General features: G+C 65.7%; 20 protein-coding genes. 14 read left to right on the plus strand and 6 right to left on the minus strand.

Annotated elements, in window-relative coordinates; all coding sequences use genetic code 11:
• Positions 1–80: 80 nt before the first annotated feature.
• Positions 81–1,586, minus strand: coding sequence for a glycerol-3-phosphate dehydrogenase (gene glpD / locus AC5P5S_RS06690; protein ID WP_062605591.1), 1,506 nt, complete (start codon positions 1,584–1,586; stop codon positions 81–83).
• A gap of 128 nt (positions 1,587–1,714) precedes the next feature.
• Complete coding sequence (locus tag AC5P5S_RS06695; RefSeq protein ID WP_005411140.1) at positions 1,715–2,350, minus strand: OmpW/AlkL family protein; 636 nt, start codon at positions 2,348–2,350, stop codon at positions 1,715–1,717.
• Between the two features lie 186 nt (positions 2,351–2,536).
• Between AC5P5S_RS06695 and AC5P5S_RS06700 the strand changes: the two genes are divergently transcribed.
• The 3 genes from AC5P5S_RS06700 to lpdA all read left to right on the plus strand — a co-directional run bounded on the left by AC5P5S_RS06700 (position 2,537) and on the right by lpdA (position 6,849).
• Entirely contained in the window at positions 2,537–3,052 is a 516-nt protein-coding gene (locus tag AC5P5S_RS06700) for a DNA-deoxyinosine glycosylase (RefSeq protein WP_005411139.1), read from the plus strand.
• Between the two features lie 167 nt (positions 3,053–3,219).
• Entirely contained in the window at positions 3,220–4,932 is a 1,713-nt protein-coding gene (aceF, locus tag AC5P5S_RS06705) for a dihydrolipoyllysine-residue acetyltransferase (protein ID WP_495276297.1), read from the plus strand.
• A gap of 108 nt (positions 4,933–5,040) precedes the next feature.
• Positions 5,041–6,849: a dihydrolipoyl dehydrogenase gene (gene lpdA / locus AC5P5S_RS06710; RefSeq protein ID WP_033833955.1), complete on the plus strand. Its 1,809-nt coding sequence runs from the start codon at positions 5,041–5,043 to the stop codon at positions 6,847–6,849.
• Between the two features lie 454 nt (positions 6,850–7,303).
• Here lpdA and AC5P5S_RS06715 read toward each other — a convergent pair whose 3' ends face one another.
• Complete coding sequence (locus tag AC5P5S_RS06715; RefSeq protein WP_032967007.1) at positions 7,304–8,122, minus strand: hypothetical protein; 819 nt, start codon at positions 8,120–8,122, stop codon at positions 7,304–7,306.
• A gap of 457 nt (positions 8,123–8,579) precedes the next feature.
• Between AC5P5S_RS06715 and AC5P5S_RS06720 the strand changes: the two genes are divergently transcribed.
• From AC5P5S_RS06720 to AC5P5S_RS06760, 9 genes are all read left to right on the plus strand, one after another.
• Positions 8,580–8,945 carry a hypothetical protein gene (locus AC5P5S_RS06720; protein ID WP_006394654.1) on the plus strand — a complete coding sequence of 122 codons (366 nt, stop codon included), beginning with the start codon at positions 8,580–8,582 and terminating at the stop codon, positions 8,943–8,945.
• A 31-nt stretch (positions 8,946–8,976) separates the two neighbouring features.
• Complete coding sequence (atpB, locus tag AC5P5S_RS06725; RefSeq protein WP_005411134.1) at positions 8,977–9,777, plus strand: F0F1 ATP synthase subunit A; 801 nt, start codon at positions 8,977–8,979, stop codon at positions 9,775–9,777.
• 73 nt (positions 9,778–9,850) lie between these two features.
• Entirely contained in the window at positions 9,851–10,156 is a 306-nt protein-coding gene (gene atpE, locus AC5P5S_RS06730; RefSeq protein WP_005411133.1) for a F0F1 ATP synthase subunit C, read from the plus strand.
• Between the two features lie 106 nt (positions 10,157–10,262).
• The gene (locus AC5P5S_RS06735; protein WP_005419512.1) at positions 10,263–10,733 is read left to right on the plus strand and encodes a F0F1 ATP synthase subunit B; all 471 of its coding nucleotides are present in this window, start codon (positions 10,263–10,265) and stop codon (positions 10,731–10,733) included.
• A gap of 2 nt (positions 10,734–10,735) precedes the next feature.
• A complete protein-coding gene (locus tag AC5P5S_RS06740; RefSeq protein WP_005411131.1) occupies positions 10,736–11,263 on the plus strand; it encodes a F0F1 ATP synthase subunit delta in 528 nt (175 codons plus the stop codon).
• Positions 11,264–11,307: 44 nt separating this feature from the next.
• The gene (gene atpA, locus AC5P5S_RS06745) at positions 11,308–12,855 is read left to right on the plus strand and encodes a F0F1 ATP synthase subunit alpha (protein WP_005411130.1); all 1,548 of its coding nucleotides are present in this window, start codon (positions 11,308–11,310) and stop codon (positions 12,853–12,855) included.
• A 97-nt stretch (positions 12,856–12,952) separates the two neighbouring features.
• A complete protein-coding gene (atpG, locus tag AC5P5S_RS06750; RefSeq protein ID WP_005411129.1) occupies positions 12,953–13,816 on the plus strand; it encodes a F0F1 ATP synthase subunit gamma in 864 nt (287 codons plus the stop codon).
• A 37-nt stretch (positions 13,817–13,853) separates the two neighbouring features.
• Positions 13,854–15,260, plus strand: a complete 1,407-nt coding sequence (gene atpD, locus AC5P5S_RS06755; protein WP_005411128.1) for a F0F1 ATP synthase subunit beta — start codon at positions 13,854–13,856, stop codon at positions 15,258–15,260.
• A gap of 113 nt (positions 15,261–15,373) precedes the next feature.
• On the plus strand, positions 15,374–15,796 hold the full coding sequence (locus tag AC5P5S_RS06760) for a F0F1 ATP synthase subunit epsilon (RefSeq protein WP_005411127.1): 423 nt from the start codon (positions 15,374–15,376) through the stop codon (positions 15,794–15,796).
• Positions 15,797–16,135: 339 nt separating this feature from the next.
• On the opposite strand, the gene AC5P5S_RS06765 is transcribed toward AC5P5S_RS06760, so the two are convergent.
• Entirely contained in the window at positions 16,136–16,519 is a 384-nt protein-coding gene (locus AC5P5S_RS06765) for a GtrA family protein (protein ID WP_043035645.1), read from the minus strand.
• A gap of 84 nt (positions 16,520–16,603) precedes the next feature.
• Between AC5P5S_RS06765 and glmU the strand changes: the two genes are divergently transcribed.
• Positions 16,604–17,971 carry a bifunctional UDP-N-acetylglucosamine diphosphorylase/glucosamine-1-phosphate N-acetyltransferase GlmU gene (glmU, locus tag AC5P5S_RS06770; RefSeq protein ID WP_012481318.1) on the plus strand — a complete coding sequence of 456 codons (1,368 nt, stop codon included), beginning with the start codon at positions 16,604–16,606 and terminating at the stop codon, positions 17,969–17,971.
• Positions 17,940–18,473 (plus strand): GNAT family N-acetyltransferase, encoded by a 534-nt coding sequence (locus AC5P5S_RS06775; RefSeq protein ID WP_012481317.1) that lies wholly within the window; start codon positions 17,940–17,942, stop codon positions 18,471–18,473. Before glmU ends, AC5P5S_RS06775 begins: the two co-directional genes overlap by 32 nt.
• A gap of 56 nt (positions 18,474–18,529) precedes the next feature.
• On the opposite strand, the gene AC5P5S_RS06780 is transcribed toward AC5P5S_RS06775, so the two are convergent.
• Together AC5P5S_RS06780 and AC5P5S_RS06785 are read right to left on the minus strand one after the other, a co-directional pair.
• Entirely contained in the window at positions 18,530–19,882 is a 1,353-nt protein-coding gene (locus AC5P5S_RS06780; RefSeq protein ID WP_005414539.1) for a sensor histidine kinase, read from the minus strand.
• Positions 19,879–21,225: a sigma-54-dependent transcriptional regulator gene (locus AC5P5S_RS06785; RefSeq protein WP_231336641.1), complete on the minus strand. Its 1,347-nt coding sequence runs from the start codon at positions 21,223–21,225 to the stop codon at positions 19,879–19,881. The genes AC5P5S_RS06780 and AC5P5S_RS06785 overlap by 4 nt, the downstream gene beginning before the upstream one ends.
• Between the last annotated feature and the right edge of the window lie 74 nt (positions 21,226–21,299).

The following is a 21,299-nucleotide window of genomic DNA, read 5'->3' on the forward strand; positions in this document are numbered from 1 at the left end:
AATCCTAATGCATCGATCGCGTCGCGCGCGGCCACCCTGGTAGCTGCCAACCTTGGTTGGCACACGTGGCAACACGGGGGTCAGAGCCCTTTCCCTGGGAAAGGGATCCGCCCCCCCATCCACGCCTGCAGCCGCGCCACCTGCGCCGCATCCAGCCGCAGCCCCAGCTTGCTCCGCCGCCACAGCACGTCCTCGGCATTCAAGGCCCATTCGTGGTCGCGCAGGAAGTCCACTTCGCGGGCATGCAGGCCGCCGCCAAACTCCTCGCCGAGATCGTTCATACCCCGCAGGCCCTGCAGCAGCTCCGCGCTGCGGCTGCCGTAGGCGCCGGCCCAGCGGCGCGCCATCTCTGCGGGCAGCCACGGTGCCAGTGCCTGCAGGCGCGAGCACGCCTGCGTGGCGTCGCCCCAGTCGCTGCCCGGCAGTGGGTGGCCCGTTGCCGTCCATGCCGGTCCCATCTGCGGCAGGGCGGGGCGCAGCAGGTCCAGCGCTTCTTCGGCCAGCACGCGGTACGTGGTCAGCTTGCCGCCCAGCACATGCAGCGCGGGCGCCGGGCTGGACTGCAACTGCAGGCGGTAGTCACGGCTCAGCTTCGCTGCACGCGGATCGGGATCGGCAAGTAGCGGGCGTACCCCTGCGAACTGCCAGACCACGTCCTGCGGGGTGATCGGCTCGCGCAGGTAGTGGTTGGCGGCCTCGCACAGGTAAGCCACCTCCGAAGGCAGCACGCTGCACCGGGCCGGGTCGCCGCGGTAGTCGGTGTCGGTGGTGCCGACCAGCAGGTGGTCGTGGGCGAACGGCAGCAGGAACACCACGCGGCCATCGGGCTGCTGAAGCAGGCAGGCGCTGTCGTCGGGCCAGGGCCGGCGCAGCACGATGTGGCTGCCCTGTACCAGGCGCAGGGCGGGGCCGCCATCGCGCGCCTGCATACGTTCCAGCAGGCCTCCTGCCCAAGGGCCGGCTGCATTGGCAACGGCCTGGGCGATCACCGTTTGCTGCCGGCCGTCTGTGGCTTCCAACGTGGCCTGCCAACGGCCCAGCACAGGGCGCAGTTCAATGCAGCGGCTACGCACATGTACCCGTGCGCCACGCCGGGCGGCGTCCAGCGCATTGAGCAGTACCAGCCGCGCGTCATCGACCTGCGCATCGGCGTAGCTGAAGGCCTGCCGCAGCGCCGGGGAGAGCCAGGGGCCGAGCGGGTCGCGTTGCAGGTCCAGTGCGCGCGAGGCGGGAAAACTCGGGCTGCGCCGGCCGAGATGGTCATACAGCCACAGGCCCGCGCGCAGCATCCAGCGCGGTCGCAGGTGGGGTTCCCATGGCAGTACGAAGCGCAACGGACGGACCAGATGGGGGGCTTGGCGCCGCACCACTTCGCGTTCACCCAGTGCCTTGCGCACCAGTCCGAACTCGCCCTGTTCAAGGTAGCGCAGGCCGCCGTGGATCAGTTTGCTGCTGGCGCTGGAGGTGTGCGCGGCCAGGTCATCCTGCTCGCACAACAGCACCCGCAGGCCGCGGCCGGCCGCATCACGGGCGATGCCGGCGCCGTTGATGCCGCCACCGATCACCAGCAGGTCGACGTCGTCCATCGCGTCTCCGTGTCCTGTGTGTGCGTAGAGTCGACTGACAGTCGACTCTACAGAACGCGGGTGACGGAAACGACGACGGGCCCCGCAGGGCCCGTCGCGTTACATCAGTGAAGCCGGTGCTGCCTGGATCAGAAGCGGGCACCGATGCCGAAGCCGACGGTCCACGGATCCATCTTGGCCTCGCCGATCTTCTCGCCGCCGACCTTCACGTCCGGACGCGAACGCATGTAGCGGGCATCGGCACGGGCGAACCAGGTGGAGTTGATGTTCATGTCCACGCCGACGGTGCCGATCACGCCCTTGGCGTCCTTGAGGCGGATGTCGGAGCTGCTGCCGTCGGCCAGCGTTTCATTGCTGAAGCTGGACTGGTAGTAGCCCACGCCCACGAACGGACGGAACACGTTGTCAGCCTGGCCGAAGTGGTACTGGCCGCTCAGCGCGACCGGCTGCTGCTCGACGTTGCCCAGGCGGGCATTGTTCGGGCCCTTCACCTTGTGGTCGAACTTGTCGGCGGCGCCCCACAGTTCAACGGCCCAGTTGTCGTTGATGTAGTAGCTGAAGCTGACGGTCGGCGCCGGGCCACCATCGACCTTCTTGATGCCGTCGATCGGATCATTCTTCGGCTGCAGCAGCGCGACGCCGCCAACCACGGCAAAATGCTTGCCCGAAGCGGTATCGGTGGAGCTGCTGTCCTGGGCGAAAGCAGCCGGCGCGAAGGCGGCGGAGGTCAGCAGGGCGAGACTCAGGATACGGATGGAGCGCATGGGGGTATCTCCTAATGTTTCTTGTTTTGGGCCCCCGGTTGCGGGGCGAGCACACCGTAGTCGCCTCAACATGAATCGAATCCGACGCGCGTTAAAAAATAGTTTTCCTTGTTCAGCGATCAGCGCGAAAAGCCTGTATCCATGGGGTTTCTGGTCGTCAGTGGCATTCATTCAGTTGGAGAAGATGTGAGCGCGGCAACGCTGTGCGTCGGCCTGCAAGCGCAGGTGAACGTGGATTGCAGGGTGCTGCTGCTGGGTTCGATGCCAGGCGTGGCATCCCTCCAGGAGCAGCGTTACTACGCGCATCCGCGCAACCGCTTCTGGCCGCTGATGGCCGATATCTGCGGTTTCGACGCGGCTCTGCCCTATGTGCAACGGCTGCAGGCGTTGAACGCCGCGGGCATCGGCCTGTGGGATGTGATCGGCCGCTGCGAGCGGCGCGGCAGCCTGGATGCCGACATCGTGCGTGGCACGGAAGTGGCCAATGCGCTGCCGGAACTGATCGCCACGCTGCCTGAGCTGAAGCTGATCGGCTGCAATGGTGGTGCCTCGCTGCAGGCATTCCAGCGCTGGGTGCTGCCACGGCTGGAAACCCCGCCGAAGCTGGTCGCATTGCCGTCGACCAGCCCTGCCAATGCGGCGTGGTCGTTGCCGCGCCTGCGGCAGGCCTGGCAGCCGGTGGCCGACGCGCGGGCGACATGAAGCGGACATCGTCCGGACAATACGCTACCGACTGGTCGCGGCCGCGACCCATGGGCAACAGCCTGTCCCGGCTGCGTGCGTACTGAAAACACCTGTAACGGTTGGCGCTGGCCCCCGCTGGCCGCACAATAGACGTTTCCCTACACCAGATTGCCGGAGTTATCCCCATGGCCGAAATCAAGGAAGTACTTGTCCCCGATATCGGTGACTACAGCGATATCCCGGTAATCGAGGTGCTTGTCGCCGTCGGCGACACGGTCAAGAAGGACCAGGGCCTGGTGACGCTGGAAAGCGACAAGGCGACCATGGAAGTGCCGTCCTCGGTGGCGGGCGTGGTCAAGGAACTGAAGGTCAAGGTCGGCGACAGCCTGTCCGAAGGCAAGGTCGTGGCCCTGATCGAAGTGGCCGCAGGCGAAGCCGAAGCCGCCAAGCCGGCGGCTGCCGCGCCGGCCAAGGCCGCTGCCCCGGCTGCCGCTACCCAGAGCGCGCCGGCTCCAGCCGCAGCTGCGCCGGCCGCTCCGGCTGCCAGCGGTGGTGCGGTTGAAGCGCTGGTGCCGGACATCGGCGACTACTCCGGCATTCCGGTCATCGAAGTGCTGGTCGCCGTCGGCGACACGGTCAAGAAGGACCAGGGCCTGGTCACGCTGGAAAGCGACAAGGCCACCATGGAAGTGCCGTCGTCGGTGGCCGGCGTGGTCAAGGAGATCAAGGTCAAGGTCGGCGACACTCTGTCGCAGGGCAATGTGGTCGCCATCATCGAAGCCGACGGCGCTGCCGCGCCGGCGCCGACCAAGGCTGCCGCTGCGGCCGCTCCGGCTGCCGCCGAGACCGCCACCAAGGTCGAGCCGGTCGCTGTGCCGGCGCAGCCGGACAAGCTGGCGGCCCGCGAGATCGCCTCGGCGGGTACCCCGTCCAGCCCGCCGGTGCAGTTCAACGCCGATGGCGTGCTGCCGGCCAAGGTGCCGTATGCCACCCCGGCGGTGCGTGTGTTCGCCCGCGAACTGGGCGTGGACCTGCTGCAGATCAACGGCACCGAGAAGGGTGGCCGCATCACCAAGGGTGACGTGCAGAAGTTCGTCAAGGCCGCACTCAGTGGTGGCGTGCCGGCTGCCGGCGGTGCTGCTGCCGCTGCCGGTGGTGGCCTGAACCTGCTGCCGTGGCCGAAGGTCGACTTCAGCAAGTTCGGCGAGACCGAAGTCCAGCCGCTGTCGCGCATCAAGAAGATCTCGGGTGCGAACCTGGCCCGCAACTGGGCGATGATCCCGCACGTCACCCAGTTCGAGCAGGCTGACATCACCGACCTGGAAGGCCTGCGCGTGGCGCTGAACAAGGAGAACGAGAAGGCCGGCATCAAGCTGACCATGCTCGCCTTCCTGATCAAGGCCAGCGCCGCGGCGCTGAAGAAGTTCCCGGAATTCAACGCCTCGCTCGATGCCAGCGGTGAAAACCTGACCCTGAAGAAGTACTTCCACATCGGCTTCGCCGCCGACACGCCGAACGGCCTGGTCGTGCCGGTGATCCGCGACGTGGACAAGAAGGGCGTGGTGCAGATCGCGCAGGAAACCGGCGAACTGGCCAAGAAGGCGCGCGACGGCAAGCTGGGCCCGGCCGACATGAGCGGCGGCTGCTTCTCGATCAGCTCGCTGGGCGGCATCGGTGGCACCGCGTTCACCCCGATCGTCAATGCACCGGAAGTGGCCATCCTCGGTGTCTCCAAGTCGTCCATCCAGCCGGTCTGGAACGGCAAGGAATTCGCACCGAAGCTGATGCTGCCGCTGTCGCTGAGCTACGACCACCGCGTCATCGACGGCGCCCTGGCCGCACGCTTCACCACGTACCTGTCCCAGGTACTGGCCGACATGCGCCGCGTGCTGCTGTAAGGCACCCGCTTCGCCCCCACCGTGCGGCCGCAGCCCCTGGCGCGGCCGCGTGAACAGATGCAGTGACAGCCCACCGGCCATGCCGGGCGGGCATGAGGAAAACCCACCATGGCCACGATTGAAGTCAAGGTTCCCGACATCGGCGATTACAGCGATGTGCCGGTGATCGAAGTGTTGGTCGCCGTCGGCGACACGGTGAAGAAGGACCAGGGTCTGGTGACCCTGGAATCGGACAAGGCCACCCTGGAAGTGCCGTCCTCGGCTGCCGGCGTGGTCAAGGAAATCAAGGTCAAGCTGGGCGACACCCTGTCCGAAGGCGCCGTGGTCGTGGTGCTGGACGCTGAAGGCGCCGCCGAAGCCCCGGCCAAGGCCGCTGCGCCGGCTCCGGCTGCAGCCGCTCCGGCCAGCAAGCCGCCGGTGACCCCGTCGCACCGCGCCCCGGCCGAACCGGCTGCGCCGAAGCCGGCGCTGTCCAGCGGCAAGCCGGCCGACATCGAATGCGAGATGGTCGTGCTGGGCTCGGGCCCGGGCGGCTACACCGCCGCCTTCCGCGCTGCCGACGTCGGTCTGGATACGGTGCTGGTCGAACGCTACGCCAGCCTCGGCGGCGTCTGCCTCAACGTGGGTTGCATTCCGTCCAAGGCGCTGCTGCACGCCGCAGCGGTCATCGACGAAGTGGCCCATGCCGGTGATTTCGGCGTCGAGTTCGGCAAGCCGACCATCACCCTGGACAAGCTGCGCCAGTACAAGGAAAAGGTCGTCAACCAGCTGACCAAGGGCCTGGCCGGCATGGCCAAGCAGCGCAAGGTCCGCAACGTGCAGGGTGTCGGCAAGTTCATCTCGGCCAACGAGCTGGAAATCACCGCTGCTGACGGCAGCACCCAGCTGCTGCGCTTCCAGAAGTGCATCATCGCCGCCGGTTCGCAGGCGGTGAAGCTGCCGAACTTCCCGTGGGACGACAAGCGCGTGATGGATTCCACCGACGCGCTGGAGCTGGCCGAAGTGCCGGGCTCGCTGCTGGTCGTCGGCGGTGGCATCATCGGCCTGGAAATGGCCACCGTGTACAGCGCGCTGGGCAGCAAGGTCACCGTGGTCGAGTTCATGGACCAGCTGATGCCGGGCGCCGACAAGGACCTGGTCAAGCCGCTGGCCGACCGCCTGAAGAAGCAGGGCATCGAAGTGCACCTGAAGACCAAGGCCTCGGGCGTCACCGCCGATGCCAAGGGCATCACCGTCACCTTCGACGCTGCCGAGGAAGGCCAGGCGCCTGCGCTGGCGCAGGGCACCTTCGACCGCGTGCTGGTGGCCGTGGGTCGCTCGCCGAACGGCAGGAAGATCGATGCCGAGAAGGCCGGCGTACAGGTCACCGACCGTGGCTTCATCCCGGTTGATCGCCAGATGCGCACCAACGTGCCGCACATCTTTGCCATCGGCGACATCGTCGGCAACCCGATGCTGGCCCACAAGGCCACGCATGAGGGCAAGCTGGCCGCCGAAGTGGCTGCTGGGCACAAGAAGGAATGGGTGGCCCGCGTGATTCCGTCGGTGGCCTATACCAACCCGGAAATCGCCTGGGTTGGCGTGACCGAGACCGAAGCCAAGGCCAAGGGCCTGAAGGTCGGCGTGGCCAAGTTCCCGTGGGCCGCCAGTGGCCGCGCGATCGGCATCGGCCGCACCGAGGGCTTCACCAAGCTGATCTTCGACGAAGAAACCCACCGCATCATCGGCGGTGCGATCGTCGGCGTGCACGCCGGTGACCTGCTGGCCGAGATCGGCCTGGCGATCGAGATGGGTGCGGAAGCCGAAGACATCGGCCACACCATCCATGCCCATCCGACGCTGAGCGAGTCGGTGGCGATGGCCTCGGAAATCTACGACGGCACGATCACCGATCTGTACATGCCGAAGAAGAAGTAAGGCGCCCGCGCCGTTCCGAACGAAAAGCCCCGGTTTCTGCCGGGGTTTTTTGTTGGCTGCAGGAATGTCTTCGGCTGTTGTCATCGCGAGGGTCCGGGCCACTGCGCGGGTGGCAGGCATTTCGACAAATGTCCCCCGTCGCCCGCCTGCGGCGGTCGCCTCCTCCTTTACTTTGTCGAAATGCCCGCCACCCGCGCAGTGGCTCGGCTTGCGGATAGTCAGAGCCAGTGCCAAAGCCGCCCGGATTCCTGACACGCGGGGGGAGAGGGGCTTGTGTGCGAAGTAAAGGAGGAGGCGTCGGCCGTAGGCCGGCGCCGGGGGACATTCGCACGCAAGCCCCTCTCCCCCCGCGCTCGACCAACCTGCTTCTCTGCTCGACGATGCCACAAAAAACGCGGCCCCGATGTTCCGGAGGCCGCGCCAGGAGAGAGGGTGCCGTGGAAGGGGCGGGGGATCAGAACACGAAGCTGATACCGGCCACCGGGCCCTTGAATTCCTGCTTCAGGCCGACAGTACCGTCGCTGCCCTTCTTGTCCACGTCCAGCTTGAACCAGTCATAGCCGGCGAACACGCCGAAGTTCTTGGTGAAGCGGTAATCGACGATGGCATTGGCGCGGCTCAGGTCGCCCTTGTAGTCATCGAAGCTGCCCCAGCGCGTGTTGAGGTACTGGCCCTGCAGCGTGATCATCCAACGCTCGGACGGAGTGAAGGTCATGCGGGCGCCCACCACGGGTGCCACGCCATCGGCCTTCTCGTCGAGGAACTGGCCTTCGTACACCGTGCCCAGGTCGGCGTAGCCCTTGGTGCTGACCTTGGCGTATTCGCCACCGATCTGCAGGCCGAGGTCGAAGGTGTCGGTATCAACCACCGAGTAGTCATAGACCAGGCTGGCCACCTGGTACTTCAGCTCACCCTTCACGAAGCTGCCGGCCGGCACGTTCTCACCGCCGAAGGAAATGCCCTGGTCGAGGGTCTCGCGGCGGTCCTTGTCGTACTTGAAGTAGTTGAACAGGAGGCGCTGACGGTTGCTGATGCGGAACATGCCGTCGATGCGCGGCTCCCATTCCTTGCCACCCAGCTTGAAGTCCTGGTTCAGGGAGATGTCCTGGCCGGCCACGGTGGTGCTGCCGCGGAGGGTGTTGTCCGAATCGATGTTCATCGCACCCAGACGGATGGCAAAGCGGTCATCGCCTTCGGCGGCGTGGGCCGCATTGGCGAACGAGGCGCCGGCAGCGAGCAGGGAGAGGGCGAGCAGGGTGGGTACGGGGCGCATCGAAGAGTCCTTGCAGTGGTTCATCAGAATGAAGGCCACTGTGCCGGACAGGCCCGTCCACCATGCGTGAACGTATGGTCCATGGCATGTGTACGGTTCAGTGCTGTCGCGACGATGCAAAAAGATGGCCCCGGAGCCGGGCTTCGGGGCCATCGTGGGACCTGCGGGGCGGAGCCGACGAGGATGCTGCAGGCAGGTCGAATGATCGGACCGGCATGTCTGACGAAAGTTCCGCAGCCTGCGACCAAAGTTCAATAGTGCGTCGCAACATGGTGCGGACGTCATTGTCCCCCTGGTGGCACGCAAAAATGTAACCGTTACCGCAACTTGCGGCTTCCAGGGATGAACAGGGAGCGGTTGTCTCGCAAATTGTCCCATTGCTATAATTTGGCGGCTCGATGAGGCCCCCCTGCTGTAGCCGCCTCAGCCCTCCACTTGCAACCACGCGGGACGTCCTGTGCTGAACTCCGTTGATGCGGGTCGGCGACTGATGCTGCGCGCCGCGGTCTACCCGCTGGCCGCAGTGGCTGTCCTGGCCCTGGCCTTCCTGCTGGTAGGTCCGAAATACGCCCTCGGCGCGCTGGCGTCCGGTGTGGCCATTTCGGCCGGTGGCTGGGTGGCGGCACGGATGGCACTGGGCGGTGGGGCACTGGCCGCAGGATCGGCGATGGCTCGCCTGATCATTGCGATCGTGGCCAAGTGGGTCGTGGTTTTCGGCGTCCTGCTGGTGGGGTTCCTGGTCTTCAAGCTGCCTGCATTGGCGCTGTTGGCCGGTATCGCCGTCGGCTTGATGTTCCAGGTCCTGGCGATGGCCAGGCGTTGACAGAATTCAATTAACTGAAGGTTCCGGACACATGGCGGGCGAGGCTCTAACCCCTACCAGCTACATCCAGCATCACCTGCACAACCTGACCGCGCCGGTCGGCAAGGGTGAGGGTATGTTCTGGCATATCCACGTCGATACCTTCCTCACCGCGGTCCTGATGGGCCTGGTGATCGTTGTCGCGTTCTGGCTGGGCACCCGCAAGGCCACCGCCGGCGTGCCGGGCAAGTGGCAGGCCTTCGTTGAAATCTGCCTGGAGTTCGTCGACCGCCAGGCCAAGGACACCTACCACGGCAAGAGCAAGCTGGTCACGCCGATCGCCATCACCATCTTCTTCTGGATTCTGCTGATGAATCTGCTGAAGATGATCCCGGCCGATTTCATCGCCAAGCCGCTGGAATGGGCGGGCGTGCACTACTGGAAGCCGGTGCCGACCGCTGACGTCAATGCCACCCTGGGCATGGCCATCAGCGTGTTCTTCCTGATGCTGTTCTTCGCGCTCAAGTCCAAGGGCCTGGGCGGCTTCATCAAGGAATTCCTGACGGCCCCGTTCGGCAAGTGGATGATGCCGTTCAACCTGATCCTCAACATCGTCGAGTGGCTGAGCAAGCCGATCTCGCTGGCGATGCGACTGTTCGGCAACATGTTCGGCGGCGAAATCGTGTTCCTGCTGATCTGGGTGCTGGGTGGTGCCGGTTTCTTCGGTGCCATTGCCGGTGGTGTGTTCGGCCTCGGCTGGATGCTGTTCCACCTGCTGGTGATCCCGCTGCAGGCCTTCATCTTCATGATGCTGTCGATCGTGTACCTGAGCCTGTCGGAAGACGCTCACTGAGTTTCAAGCTTCAACGCGTTTCAACCTTCATCCGTTTCATCACCCTTAGCAACTTAAGTTCCTGGAGATAACCATGTACTTCGCCGTCCTGACCAACTTCGCGCAGATTCAGAGCTCCACCGCCCTTGCCGTCGGCATCATGATCGGCCTGGCCGCGCTGGGCGCCGGTCTGGGTCTGGCCATCATGGCTGGTAAGTTCCTGGAGTCGGCCGCCCGCCAGCCGGAACTGATCCCGGTCCTGCAGGTCCGCATGTTCATCACCGCCGGCCTGATCGACGCCGCGTTCATCATCTCGGTCGCCGTTGGCCTGCTGCTGGCCTTCGCCAACCCGCTGTCGGCTGCCTTCGCTGGCGCCGTCACCAAGGCTCTGGCCGGCTGATACAGCGGTTTGAGACGACCGGGTGCTGATGCACCCGGTTTCGGATGAAGGCCGGATGTGCCGCTACGGCGGCGCGTCCACCCCGAAACCAGCGATCGAGCTAACCATGAATATCAATTTCACCCTTCTTGCGCAGGCGCTGGCCTTCGCTGGTCTGATCTGGATCATCGCGACCAAGATCTGGCCGCCGCTGATGAACGCGATCGAAGAGCGCCAGCAGAAGATTGCTGAAGGCCTCGCTGCTGCCGACCGCAGCCAGAAAGATCTGGCCCAGGCGCAGGAGAAGGTCAACGAAGCGCTGAAGGAAGCACGCACCAAGGCCAACGAGATCATCGATCAGGCCCACGCGCGTGCCAACCAGATCGTTGATGCTGCCCGTAACGAAGCGATCACCGAAGCCACCCGTCAGAAGGAACTGGCCCAGGCTGAAATCGACGCCGCCGCCAACCGTGCCCGTGAAGATCTGCGCAAGCAGGTGTCCGCGCTGGCCGTGACCGGTGCCGAAAAGCTGCTCAAGCGCGAAATCGACGCCAACGCCCACAAGGCGCTGCTCGACGAGCTGGCCTCGGAGATCTAAGGATGAGCCAGGCCCTCACGCTTGCCCGCCCGTACGCCCGCGCCGCGTTCGCGACCGCGCGCGACGAAGGCGCGTTCGCGCCGTGGTCGGACGCCCTGGCGTTCTCCGCCCACGTCGCCGCCGACCCGCGCGTGGCGGCCCTGCTCGCCAACCCGGAGCTGGGTCGTGACGACGCCGTCGCCCTGCTGGCGCCGGTGTCCCACGGCGAGACCTACTCGCGCTTCCTGGCCATCCTGGCCGAATCGCATCGTCTGCCGCTGCTGCCGGAGATTTCCGGCATGTTCGACGCCCTGCGCGCCGAAGCCGAGCACGTGGTCAAGGCCACCGTCACCTCGGCCGCCGAACTGTCGGCCGGTGAGCTGGACGCGATCAAGGTCGCGCTGCGCAAGCGCTTCAACCGCGAGGTCGACGTGACCACCGCGGTCGATGCCTCGCTGATCGGCGGCGCCGTGATCGACGCCGGCGACGTGGTCATCGATGGTTCGCTGAAGGGCAAGCTGGCCCGTCTGCAGACCGCGCTCGCTAACTGAATTCATTTAACGTCCGGCCCCGCTGCCGGCACTAGGACTTGACGATGGCAACCACGCTCAACCCCTCCGAAATCAGCGAACTGATCAAGAACCGCATCGAGAAGGTCAAGCTGGCCGCGGAATCGCGCAACGAAGGCACCGTGACCAGCGTGTCCGACGGCATCGTGCGCATCTTCGGTCTGGCCGACGTGATGCAGGGCGAAATGATCGAACTGCCGAACAACACCTTCGCCCTGGCCCTGAACCTGGAGCGCGACTCGGTCGGCGCCGTGGTGCTGGGTGACTACGAGCACCTGCGCGAAGGCGACGTCGCCAAGACCACCGGCCGCATCCTGGAAGTGCCGGTCGGTCCGGAACTGCTGGGCCGCGTCGTGAACGCGCTGGGCGAGCCGATCGACGGCAAGGGCCCGCTGGGCACCGACCTGACCGCTCCGGTGGAGCGTGTTGCGCCGGGCGTGATCTGGCGTAAGTCGGTCGACCAGCCGGTGCAGACCGGCTACAAGTCGGTCGACTCGATGATCCCGATCGGCCGTGGCCAGCGCGAGCTGATCATCGGTGACCGCCAGACCGGCAAGACCGCGATGGCGATCGATGCCGTGATCAACCAGAAGGGCACCGGCATCAAGTGCGTGTACGTTGCGATCGGCCAGAAGGCTTCGACCATCGCCAACATCGTGCGCAAGCTGGAAGAGAACGGCGCGCTGGCCCACACCATCGTGGTGGCCGCGACCGCTTCCGAATCGGCTGCCATGCAGTACATCAGCGCCTACTCGGGCTGCACCATGGGTGAGTACTTCATGGACCGCGGCGAAGACGCGCTGATCGTGTACGACGATCTGTCCAAGCAGGCTGTCGCCTACCGCCAGATCTCGCTGCTGCTGAAGCGCCCGCCGGGCCGTGAAGCCTACCCGGGTGACGTGTTCTACCTGCACTCCCGTCTGCTCGAGCGCGCTGCCCGCGTGTCCGAGGAATACGTCGAGAAGTTCACCGAAGGCAAGGTCACCGGCAAGACCGGTTCGCTGACCGCGCTGCCGATCATCGAAACCCAGGCCGGCGACGTGTCCGCCTTCGTTCCGACCAACGTGATCTCGATCACCGACGGCCAGATCTTCCTGGAAACCGACCTGTTCAACGCCGGCATCCGCCCGGCCGTGAACGCCGGTATCTCGGTGTCGCGCGTCGGTGGCTCGGCCCAGACCAAGATCATCAAGAAGCTGTCCGGCGGCATCCGTATCTCGCTGGCCCAGTACCGCGAGCTGGCTGCGTTCGCGCAGTTCGCCTCGGACCTGGACGAAGCGACCCGCAAGCAGCTGGAGCGTGGCCAGCGCGTCACCGAGCTGATGAAGCAGAAGCAGTACGCGCCGATGTCGATCGCCAACCAGGCACTGTCGATCTACGCCGTCAACGAGGGTTACCTCGACGACGTGCCGGTCAACAAGCTGCTGGCGTTCGAAGAAGGCCTGCACGCCCACTTCGCCAACACCCAGGGCGAGCTGGTCAGCAAGGTCAACGCCACCGGCGGTTGGGACAACGACATCGAAGGTGCCTTCAAGAAGGGCATCGCCGAGTTCAAGACCACCGGCAGCTGGTAATCGCGGTCCTGTAGAGCGGAGCCGCTGGCTCCGCTGGACCAGATGACAAACGGTTGAACAACGCGGGGCAGCAGCCCCGCGCCACGGGAAACAAGAGATGGCAAGCGGACGCGAAATCAAAACCAAGATCAAGAGCGTGCAGAACACCCGCAAGGTGACGCGCGCCCTGGAAATGGTCTCGGCCTCCAAGATCCGCAAGGCGCAGGATCGGATGAAGACCTCGCGTCCGTACGCGCAGGCGATGAAGCAGGTGATCGGTCACCTGGCCCAGGCCAGCACCGACTACCAGCATCCGTTCCTGGTCGAGCGTGAGCAGGTCAAGCGGGTCGGCTTCATCGTGATCTCCTCCGATCGCGGCCTGGCCGGCGGCCTGAACAACAACTTGTTCCGCAAGATGCTGGGCGAAGCCAAGGCATGGCAGGACAAGGGTGCGGAAGTGGACCTGGTGACCATCGGCCAGAAGGCTTCGACCTTCTTCCGCCGCGTGAAGGTCAACATGGTCGGCAGCGTGACCCACATCGGCGACGTGCCGAAGCTGGAATCGCTGATCGGTGTGATCAAGGTCATGCTCGACGCCTTCACCGAAGGCAAGATCGACCGCGTGTACCTGGTCTACAACCGCTTCGTGAACACCATGGTGCAGAAGGCCAGCTTCGATCAGCTGCTGCCGCTGCCGCCGGCTGAGAAGCAGGTCGCTCACCACGACTGGGATTACCTGTACGAACCCGATGCCGCGACCGTGCTCGAGCACGTGATGACGCGTTACATCGAGTCGCTGGTGTACCAGGCACTGCTGGAAAACGTCGCCTCCGAGCATGCGGCACGCATGGTTGCGATGAAGGCGGCGAGCGACAACGCCAACAAGCTGATCGGCACCCTGCAGCTCGTCTACAACAAGGCGCGCCAGGCAGCGATCACCCAGGAAATCTCCGAAATCGTCGGCGGCGCGGCAGCAGTCTGACCGCGTTCGTTCAAAGCACACATTAGAGGATGCAGCAATGAGTCAGGGCAAGATCGTTCAGATCATCGGCGCGGTCGTCGACGTCGAATTCCCGCGTGAATCGGTGCCGAAGGTGTACGACGCACTGAAGGTGGAAAACACCGAGATCACCCTCGAAGTCCAGCAGCAGCTGGGCGACGGCGTGGTGCGTACCATCGCCCTCGGTTCCACCGACGGCCTGAAGCGCAACCTGGTTGCCGTCAACACCGGCCGTGGCATCTCGGTGCCGGTCGGCGCCGGCACCCTGGGCCGCATCATGGACGTGCTCGGTCGTCCGATCGACGAAGCCGGCCCGGTGGCCGCCAGCGACAGCTGGGAAATCCACCGTGCGGCCCCGTCGTACGAAGACCAGTCCCCGGCCACCGAACTGCTGGAAACCGGCATCAAGGTCATCGACCTGATGTGCCCGTTCGCCAAGGGCGGCAAGGTCGGCCTGTTCGGCGGCGCCGGCGTCGGCAAGACCGTCAACATGATGGAGCTGATCAACAACATCGCCAAGGCGCACAGCGGTCTGTCCGTGTTCGCCGGCGTGGGTGAGCGTACCCGTGAGGGCAACGACTTCTACCACGAAATGAAGGACTCCAACGTCCTCGACAAGGTGGCGATGGTGTACGGCCAGATGAACGAGCCGCCGGGCAACCGTCTGCGCGTCGCCCTGACCGGCCTGACCATGGCCGAGTACTTCCGCGACGAGAAGGACGAAAACGGCAAGGGCAAGGACGTCCTGCTGTTCGTCGACAACATCTACCGCTACACCCTGGCCGGTACCGAAGTGTCGGCACTGCTGGGCCGCATGCCGTCCGCCGTGGGTTACCAGCCGACCCTGGCCGAGGAAATGGGCGTCCTGCAGGAGCGCATCACCTCGACCAAGAACGGTTCGATCACCTCGATCCAGGCCGTCTACGTTCCCGCGGACGACCTGACCGACCCGTCGCCGGCGACCACCTTCGCCCACCTGGACTCGACCGTCACCCTGTCGCGTTCGATCGCCTCGCTGGGTATCTACCCGGCCGTCGATCCGCTGGACTCCACCAGCCGCCAGATGGACCCGCTGGTCATCGGCCATGAGCACTACGACACCGCCCAGCGCGTCCAGCAGACCCTGCAGAAGTACAAGGAACTGAAGGACATCATCGCGATCCTGGGCATGGACGAACTGTCCGAAGAGGACAAGCAGGCCGTGTCGCGCGCCCGTAAGATCGAGCGCTTCTTCAGCCAGCCGTTCCACGTGGCTGAAGTGTTCACCGGTTCGCCGGGCAAGTACGTGCCGCTGAAGGACACCATCCGTGGCTTCAAGGCCATCGTCGATGGCGAGTACGACCACCTGCCGGAACAGGCGTTCTACATGGTCGGCGGCATCGAAGAAGCGGTCGAGAAGGCCAAGAAGATGGCCGAGAAGGCCTGATCCGGGGCGGGTGGGAGCGATCCTGCCCGACCTGACGCCGGCGCCGGGCAACCGCCCGCGCCGGTGGACTCCCACGGTGGCATTGCGCCGCCGCGAACAGCGAAGAGATTTGCATGAGCACGATCCGTTGCGACATCGTCAGCGCCGAGCAGGAAATCTTCCGTGGCGAAGCGACCCTGGTCGTGGCCACCGGTGAGCTGGGCGAACTGGGCATCGCGCCCAAGCACGCGCCGCTGATCACCCGCCTGAAGCCGGGCAAGGTGGTGGTGACCACGCCGAATGGCGAGCAGCTGGATTTCGCCATTTCCGGCGGCATCCTGGAAGTGCAGCCGCAGGTGGTGACCGTGCTGGCCGACACCGCGATCCGCGCGCAGGACATCGACGAAGCCTCGGTCCGCAAGGCCAAGGAAGAAGCCGAGCGCATCCTGGCCAACCGCGGTGAAGCCATGGAAGTGGCCGAAGCCCAGCAGAAGCTGGCGGAAGCCGTCGTCCAGCTGCAGGCCCTGGAACGCCTGCGCAAGACCCTCAAGCACTGAGGTTCCGCGCTGCATCCACGAAAACGCCGGCCCTGCGCCGGCGTTTTTGTTCGGGTGGCTGGGTAGAGTCGACCGGGTGGATTCGACTGGGTAGAGTCGACTGGGTAGAGTCGACTGTTAGTCGACTGCTCTACGTTCAGGCCGCGAAAATCCCGCGCTGCGAGCGTTAGTCGACTACCAGTCGACTCTACCAGTCCCGGTCCCCAGTCCCGGTCCCCAGTCCCGGTCCCCAGTCCCGATCCCGATCCCGATCACCGATCCCGGTCCCCGATCCCGATCCCGGTCCCGGTCCCGGTCCCGGTCCCGGTCCCCGATCCCGATCCCGATCCTGGTGCCGTCTCAGCGATACACCACGTACCGCATCAGCAGGAACGACACACACGCCAGGCCGCCTTCCACCAGCGGTTTGGCCAGCCAGGTGTACTGCAGGCCCAGCGCGTGGTCCACCAGGCTCACCAGCAATGTGCTCGCCACGGTGAGCAGCAGCCATAGGCCGAAGAAGCGTGCAAATCGCTTCCATCCCAGCTTGCGGGTGCCGGCCTCGGCGAAGGTGTAGCGGCCGTTGAGCCAGAAGCCCAGCAGCATGCCGGCCAGGCGCCCGGCGATGTTGGCCGGCGCCACGGGCATGCCGAGCGCGGTGGTGACCACGAACACGAGCCAGTCGAGCAGCAGCTGCACGAGCCCGATGAAGAGGTAGGCGCTTCCCTGGCGGACGAGGCTCATCGGCATGGCGAAGGGAGGAGGGATGCCCATGTTAACGGCGCACGCTCTAGAATCACCGGCAACGAACCACGGACCGCCGTTCCCATGACCCAACCCCTGCACGTCATCATCCTCGCCGCCGGCGCAGGCAAGCGCATGAAGTCGGTGCTGCCGAAGGTGCTGCAGCCGATCGCGGGCCAGCCGATGCTGGCGCACGTGATCGACGCGGCCCGTGAGCTCCAGCCGGCGGCGATCCACGTGGTCCATGGCCATGGCGGCGAGGCGGTGCGCCAGTACTTCGCCGGCCAACCCGACCTGCAATGGGCCGAGCAGGCACAGCAGCTCGGCACCGGCCACGCGGTAGCGCAGGCGATGCCCCAGGTTCCCGACCTGGCGCAGGTGCTGGTCCTGTACGGCGACGTGCCGCTGATCCGTGCGCAGACCCTGCGCGACCTGCTCGCACAGCCGGGCCGGCTGGCGGTACTGGTGGCCGATGTCGATGACCCGACCGGATATGGCCGCGTGCTGCGCGATGCCGAGGGCAAGGTTGGCGCGATCATCGAGCAGAAGGACGCCACCGATGACCAGCTGCGCGTGCGCACGATCAATACCGGCATCATCGCCGCCGAATCGACTGCGCTGCGCCGGTGGCTGTCGCAGCTTTCCAACAGCAATGCACAGGGCGAGTACTACCTCACCGATGTCTTTGCGTTTGCCGCCCATGAATACACGCCGGCCGAAATGGCGCTGGTGGCCGACGCGCAGGAGGCCGAAGGGGCAAACGACCCCTGGCAGCTTTCGCAGCTGGAGCGTGCCTGGCAGCGTCGTGCGGTGCGGGCCCTGTGCGCACAGGGGGCGCGCGTGCGCGATCCCGCCCGGCTCGACATCCGCGGCACTGTCACCGTGGGCAGCGACGTGCTGATCGACGTCGATGTCGTGCTCGAGGGCAAGGTGGTGCTCGGCGACGGCGTCACCGTCGGTCCGTTCAACCGTTTGAAGGACGTCAACCTTGGGCCGGGCACCGACGTGCGTGCGCACTGCGATCTGGAGGGCGTGGTTACCGAGGGCGCCGCGCAGATCGGCCCGTTCGCGCGCCTGCGACCGGGCACCGTGCTGGCCGATGGCGTGCACGTCGGCAACTTCGTCGAGACCAAGAAGGTCACGCTGGGTGTGGGCAGCAAGGCCAATCACCTCACCTACCTGGGCGATGCGGTGATCGGCAGCAAGGTGAACATCGGCGCTGGCACCATCACCTGCAACTACGATGGCGTGAACAAGTCGACCACCACCATCGGCGACAACGCGTTCATCGGCTCCAACAGTTCGCTGGTGGCACCGGTGACCATTGGCGACGGCGCGACCATTGCCGCCGGTTCGGTCATCACCCGCAACGCGCCGGACGGCAAGCTGACACTGGCGCGTGCCCGACAGGAAACCATCGATGGCTGGAAGCGCCCGCTCAAGAAGTCCTGAGCCCCGTGTTCCCCGCGCCGATGAACTCGGTGTGCTGCCCGGCATCGAGCAGCGCGCCGGCGAGGTGTTGAGGGGCCATGAGGCCTATCCGGTGTTCGCCGGGCATGGCCTGGACCTGCCGACACTACAGGATGGCCTTGAACGCGGGCAGCTGTGGGTGGTGGATGCGGCAGACGGTGGCATCGCCGGCTATCTGCTTGCCGGCGAACTGGCAGGTGAGTTCCACGTGCTGCAGATGGATGTGGATCCTGCACACGCGCGGCAAGGTCATGGGCGCACGTTGTTGCGCCATGCATTGGTACAGGCCCGGGCGAAAGGCTATCGCTCGGCCGTGCTGACCACGTTGTCCGACGTGCCGTGGAATGCGGCCTTCTATGCCAGTGAAGGGTTCGTCGCCGCACCGGAGGCGGAGTGGGGTGCAGGGCTGCAGGCGGTGATGGCCGAAGAGGCCGCGCTGGGGTTTCCGATGCATCTACGCGTGGCGATGCGGCAGGCCTGGTAGGTACCGACCTCGGTCGGCATATCCACGCATCGCGTGGATCTACCCGATCGGTCCGCTCAACCCACCGGCAGCAGGATCGACACGCACAACCCGCCATCGCCGCGGTTCTGCAGTGACACCCGTCCGCCGTGGGCCTCCACGATCTCCCGCGTCAGCGCCAGCCCCAGCCCGGTGCCATTGCGCTTGGTCGAATAGAACGGCATCAGTGCGTTCTGCAGCACCTGCTCGTTCATGCCCTTGCCGCGGTCAAGCACGTCCAGGCGCAGCCACTGCGGCAGCCGGGTCAGCTGTACCTGCACATCGTCGTTGGGCGGCTCGGCTTCAGCGCAGGCTTCGTGCGCATTCTTCAGCAGGTTCAACAACGCCTGCCCGAACTGCGCGATGTCGATGCGGCTGCTCAGCTCCTCGTCCGGCTCACGTTCCATGCCGAACGGGATCTGCTGGCGCAGGCTGGACAGGAACGGCGCCCAGTGCACGGTCTGCAGCTGCGGCTGTGGCAGCTTGGCAAAGCGCGCATAGCCACGGATGAAGCCTTCCAGGTGGCGTGCGCGGTCCTCGATGGTGGTGAAGATCTCGGGCAGCCGGTCAAAGCGTTCACGCTGCACCAGCACGCCGCCGGAATGGGCGAGCGAAGCAATCGGCGCCAGTGAGTTGTTGAGCTCGTGGCTGATTACCCGGATCACCTTCTTCCAGGTCTGCACTTCCTGGCGGCGCAGTTCGGCGGTCAACAGGCGCACCAGCAGCAGGTCGTGTGGGCGGCCGTTGAGCTGGAACGCACGCCGCGAGAGGTGGTAGACCTGCTCGTCGTCCTCGTCACCATCCTCGCCTTCGGCGTGCACCGCGAACAGGCTGTCACCGCCACGGGCGATGGCATCGCGCAGTTCCACCGGCACCTGTTCCAGCACGTCTTCCAGGCGTTGGCCTTCCAGTTTCCAGCCGCCGTGCAGCAGCTTGCGCGCGGCCAGGTTGGAGAACACCACGCGGGCGATGCCATCACCGCCGGAGGCGATCAACAGCATCGCAACCGGCGTGTTCTGCACCATGGTGTCCAGCAGCAGCTCACGTTGCACCAGGCCCTGCCGCTGCTCACGCAGTACATCACCCAGTTCCCGGTGTGCCTGCACCAGGTCGCCGAGCTCGTCATTGCCGGGCCAGTGCACGCCGAAGTTGTATTCGCCGTCGCGATAGCTGCTGGTGGTGCCCGCCAGGGCCCGCATCAGTGACCGCACCGGGGCGGTGGCCCGACGCAGCGTCCACCACATCAGCGACAGCAGGATCAGCGCCGACACCGTGGTCACCACCCAGCCATGGTCCATCCAGTAGGCCAGCAGCCACGGAAGTGCCGCAGCCAGTGCCAGCACCGGCAGCAGGCGCAGGAACAGGCGGAAAGTGAACGAGCGCCGCTTCATTCGCGTGGAATACCGTGGCGGTCCATGCGCCGGTACAGCGCCTGGCGGCTCAGGCCGAGCTCGGCGGCAGCCTGGGCGATGACGCCATGGTTACGCGCCAGCACCTCCTCGATGCGTGCGCGGTCGGGATCATTGCCTGCGCTGGGTGCCGGTCGTGGTACGACGGCTGCGCGCGGCAGGTTGAGATCGGCCACTTCGATGCGGTTGCCGGTGGCCAGCAGTTCGGCACGCTGGATCACGTTGCGCAGCTCGCGCACGTTGCCTGGCCACGGATGCCGCTGCAGTGCTGCGGTGGCGGCGCTGGACAGCGGCTTGCCAGCGGTCAGGAATCGCTCGGCCAGCGGCACGATGTCGCCTGGGCGGTCGGCCAGCGGCGGCAGCACCAGTTCCACCGTGTTGAGGCGGTAATAGAGATCTTCGCGGAAGGTACCCTCGCGGATCATCGCCGGCAGGTCTGCATTGGTCGCGCTGACCACGCGGACCTTGACCTGGCGCTCGCGGTTGGAACCCAGGCGCTCGAAGCGGCCGGTTTCCAGCACGCGCAGCAGCTTCATCTGCCCGCCGAGCGACAGGTTGCCGATCTCATCCAGGAACAGGGTGCCACCATCGGCGGCCTCGAACTTGCCTTCGCGCGCCTTGTTGGCGCCGGTATACGCACCGGCCTCGGCACCGAACAGTTCGGCTTCGATCAGTTCCGAGGGCAGCGCGCCACAGTTGACCGCCACGAACGGGCCCTTGGCCACCAGCGAATTGGCCTGGATGATCTGCGCGATCTTCTCCTTGCCGGCACCGTTCGCGCCGGTGATCAGTACCGGCAGTTCCGAGCGTGCGACCTGGCAGGCGAGGGCGATGACGCGCTCGCTGGCGGGGTCGGCGAAGACCGCGCCGCACAGGTCGTACTTCTCTTCCAGCGCGTTGCGCTGGTGCAGTTCACGGCTGCGGCGCCGGTCCAGTTCGCGGCGTGCCTCGGACAGTTCCAGCAGGTTGTTGACCGTGGTCATCAGCTTGCGGTCGTCCCAGGGCTTGGCCAGGTAGTCGGCCGCACCGGCCTTGACCAGGTCCACTGCACTGCTCAGGTGGGTCCAGGCGGTCAGCAGGATCACCGGCAGGTCCGGATGGCGCGCACGGATCTGCGCGAACAACGCTTCGCCCTCCTCACCGGAGGTGGTGTCCTCGCTGAAGTTCATGTCCTGGATCACCAGATCGACCGGCTGCGACTCGAGCAGGGCCAGCCCATCGGCGGGCGTGTGCGCCTGCAGGGTGTCGATGTCGTGCAGGGAGAACAGCACGTCCAGCGCAGTACCCACGCTGGCGTTGTCGTCGATGATCAGGATCGCAGGCATCAAGCGGTTCTGCAGAAAGGGATGGGCGGCGCCGATGGAGCCGTTCGTGTCCACGCACCGGGAGAGCCCGACGC

This window comes from Stenotrophomonas sp. YJH_SMC_54, assembly GCF_059368435.1.

Coding starts and splice junctions, on each gene's coding strand:
- glpD (WP_062605591.1), bottom strand. CDS start 1,586: ATGGACGACGTCGACCTGCTGGTGATCGGTGGCGGCATCAACGGCGCC.
- AC5P5S_RS06695 (WP_005411140.1), bottom strand. CDS start 2,350: ATGCGCTCCATCCGTATCCTGAGTCTCGCCCTGCTGACCTCCGCCGCC.
- aceF (WP_495276297.1), top strand. CDS start 3,220: ATGGCCGAAATCAAGGAAGTACTTGTCCCCGATATCGGTGACTACAGC.
- lpdA (WP_033833955.1), top strand. CDS start 5,041: ATGGCCACGATTGAAGTCAAGGTTCCCGACATCGGCGATTACAGCGAT.
- AC5P5S_RS06715 (WP_032967007.1), bottom strand. CDS start 8,122: ATGCGCCCCGTACCCACCCTGCTCGCCCTCTCCCTGCTCGCTGCCGGC.
- atpB (WP_005411134.1), top strand. CDS start 8,977: ATGGCGGGCGAGGCTCTAACCCCTACCAGCTACATCCAGCATCACCTG.
- atpE (WP_005411133.1), top strand. CDS start 9,851: ATGTACTTCGCCGTCCTGACCAACTTCGCGCAGATTCAGAGCTCCACC.
- AC5P5S_RS06735 (WP_005419512.1), top strand. CDS start 10,263: ATGAATATCAATTTCACCCTTCTTGCGCAGGCGCTGGCCTTCGCTGGT.
- AC5P5S_RS06740 (WP_005411131.1), top strand. CDS start 10,736: ATGAGCCAGGCCCTCACGCTTGCCCGCCCGTACGCCCGCGCCGCGTTC.
- atpA (WP_005411130.1), top strand. CDS start 11,308: ATGGCAACCACGCTCAACCCCTCCGAAATCAGCGAACTGATCAAGAAC.
- atpG (WP_005411129.1), top strand. CDS start 12,953: ATGGCAAGCGGACGCGAAATCAAAACCAAGATCAAGAGCGTGCAGAAC.
- atpD (WP_005411128.1), top strand. CDS start 13,854: ATGAGTCAGGGCAAGATCGTTCAGATCATCGGCGCGGTCGTCGACGTC.
- AC5P5S_RS06760 (WP_005411127.1), top strand. CDS start 15,374: ATGAGCACGATCCGTTGCGACATCGTCAGCGCCGAGCAGGAAATCTTC.
- AC5P5S_RS06765 (WP_043035645.1), bottom strand. CDS start 16,519: ATGAGCCTCGTCCGCCAGGGAAGCGCCTACCTCTTCATCGGGCTCGTG.
- glmU (WP_012481318.1), top strand. CDS start 16,604: ATGACCCAACCCCTGCACGTCATCATCCTCGCCGCCGGCGCAGGCAAG.
- AC5P5S_RS06775 (WP_012481317.1), top strand. CDS start 17,940: ATGGCTGGAAGCGCCCGCTCAAGAAGTCCTGAGCCCCGTGTTCCCCGC.
- AC5P5S_RS06780 (WP_005414539.1), bottom strand. CDS start 19,882: ATGAAGCGGCGCTCGTTCACTTTCCGCCTGTTCCTGCGCCTGCTGCCG.
- AC5P5S_RS06785 (WP_231336641.1), bottom strand. CDS start 21,225: ATGCCTGCGATCCTGATCATCGACGACAACGCCAGCGTGGGTACTGCG.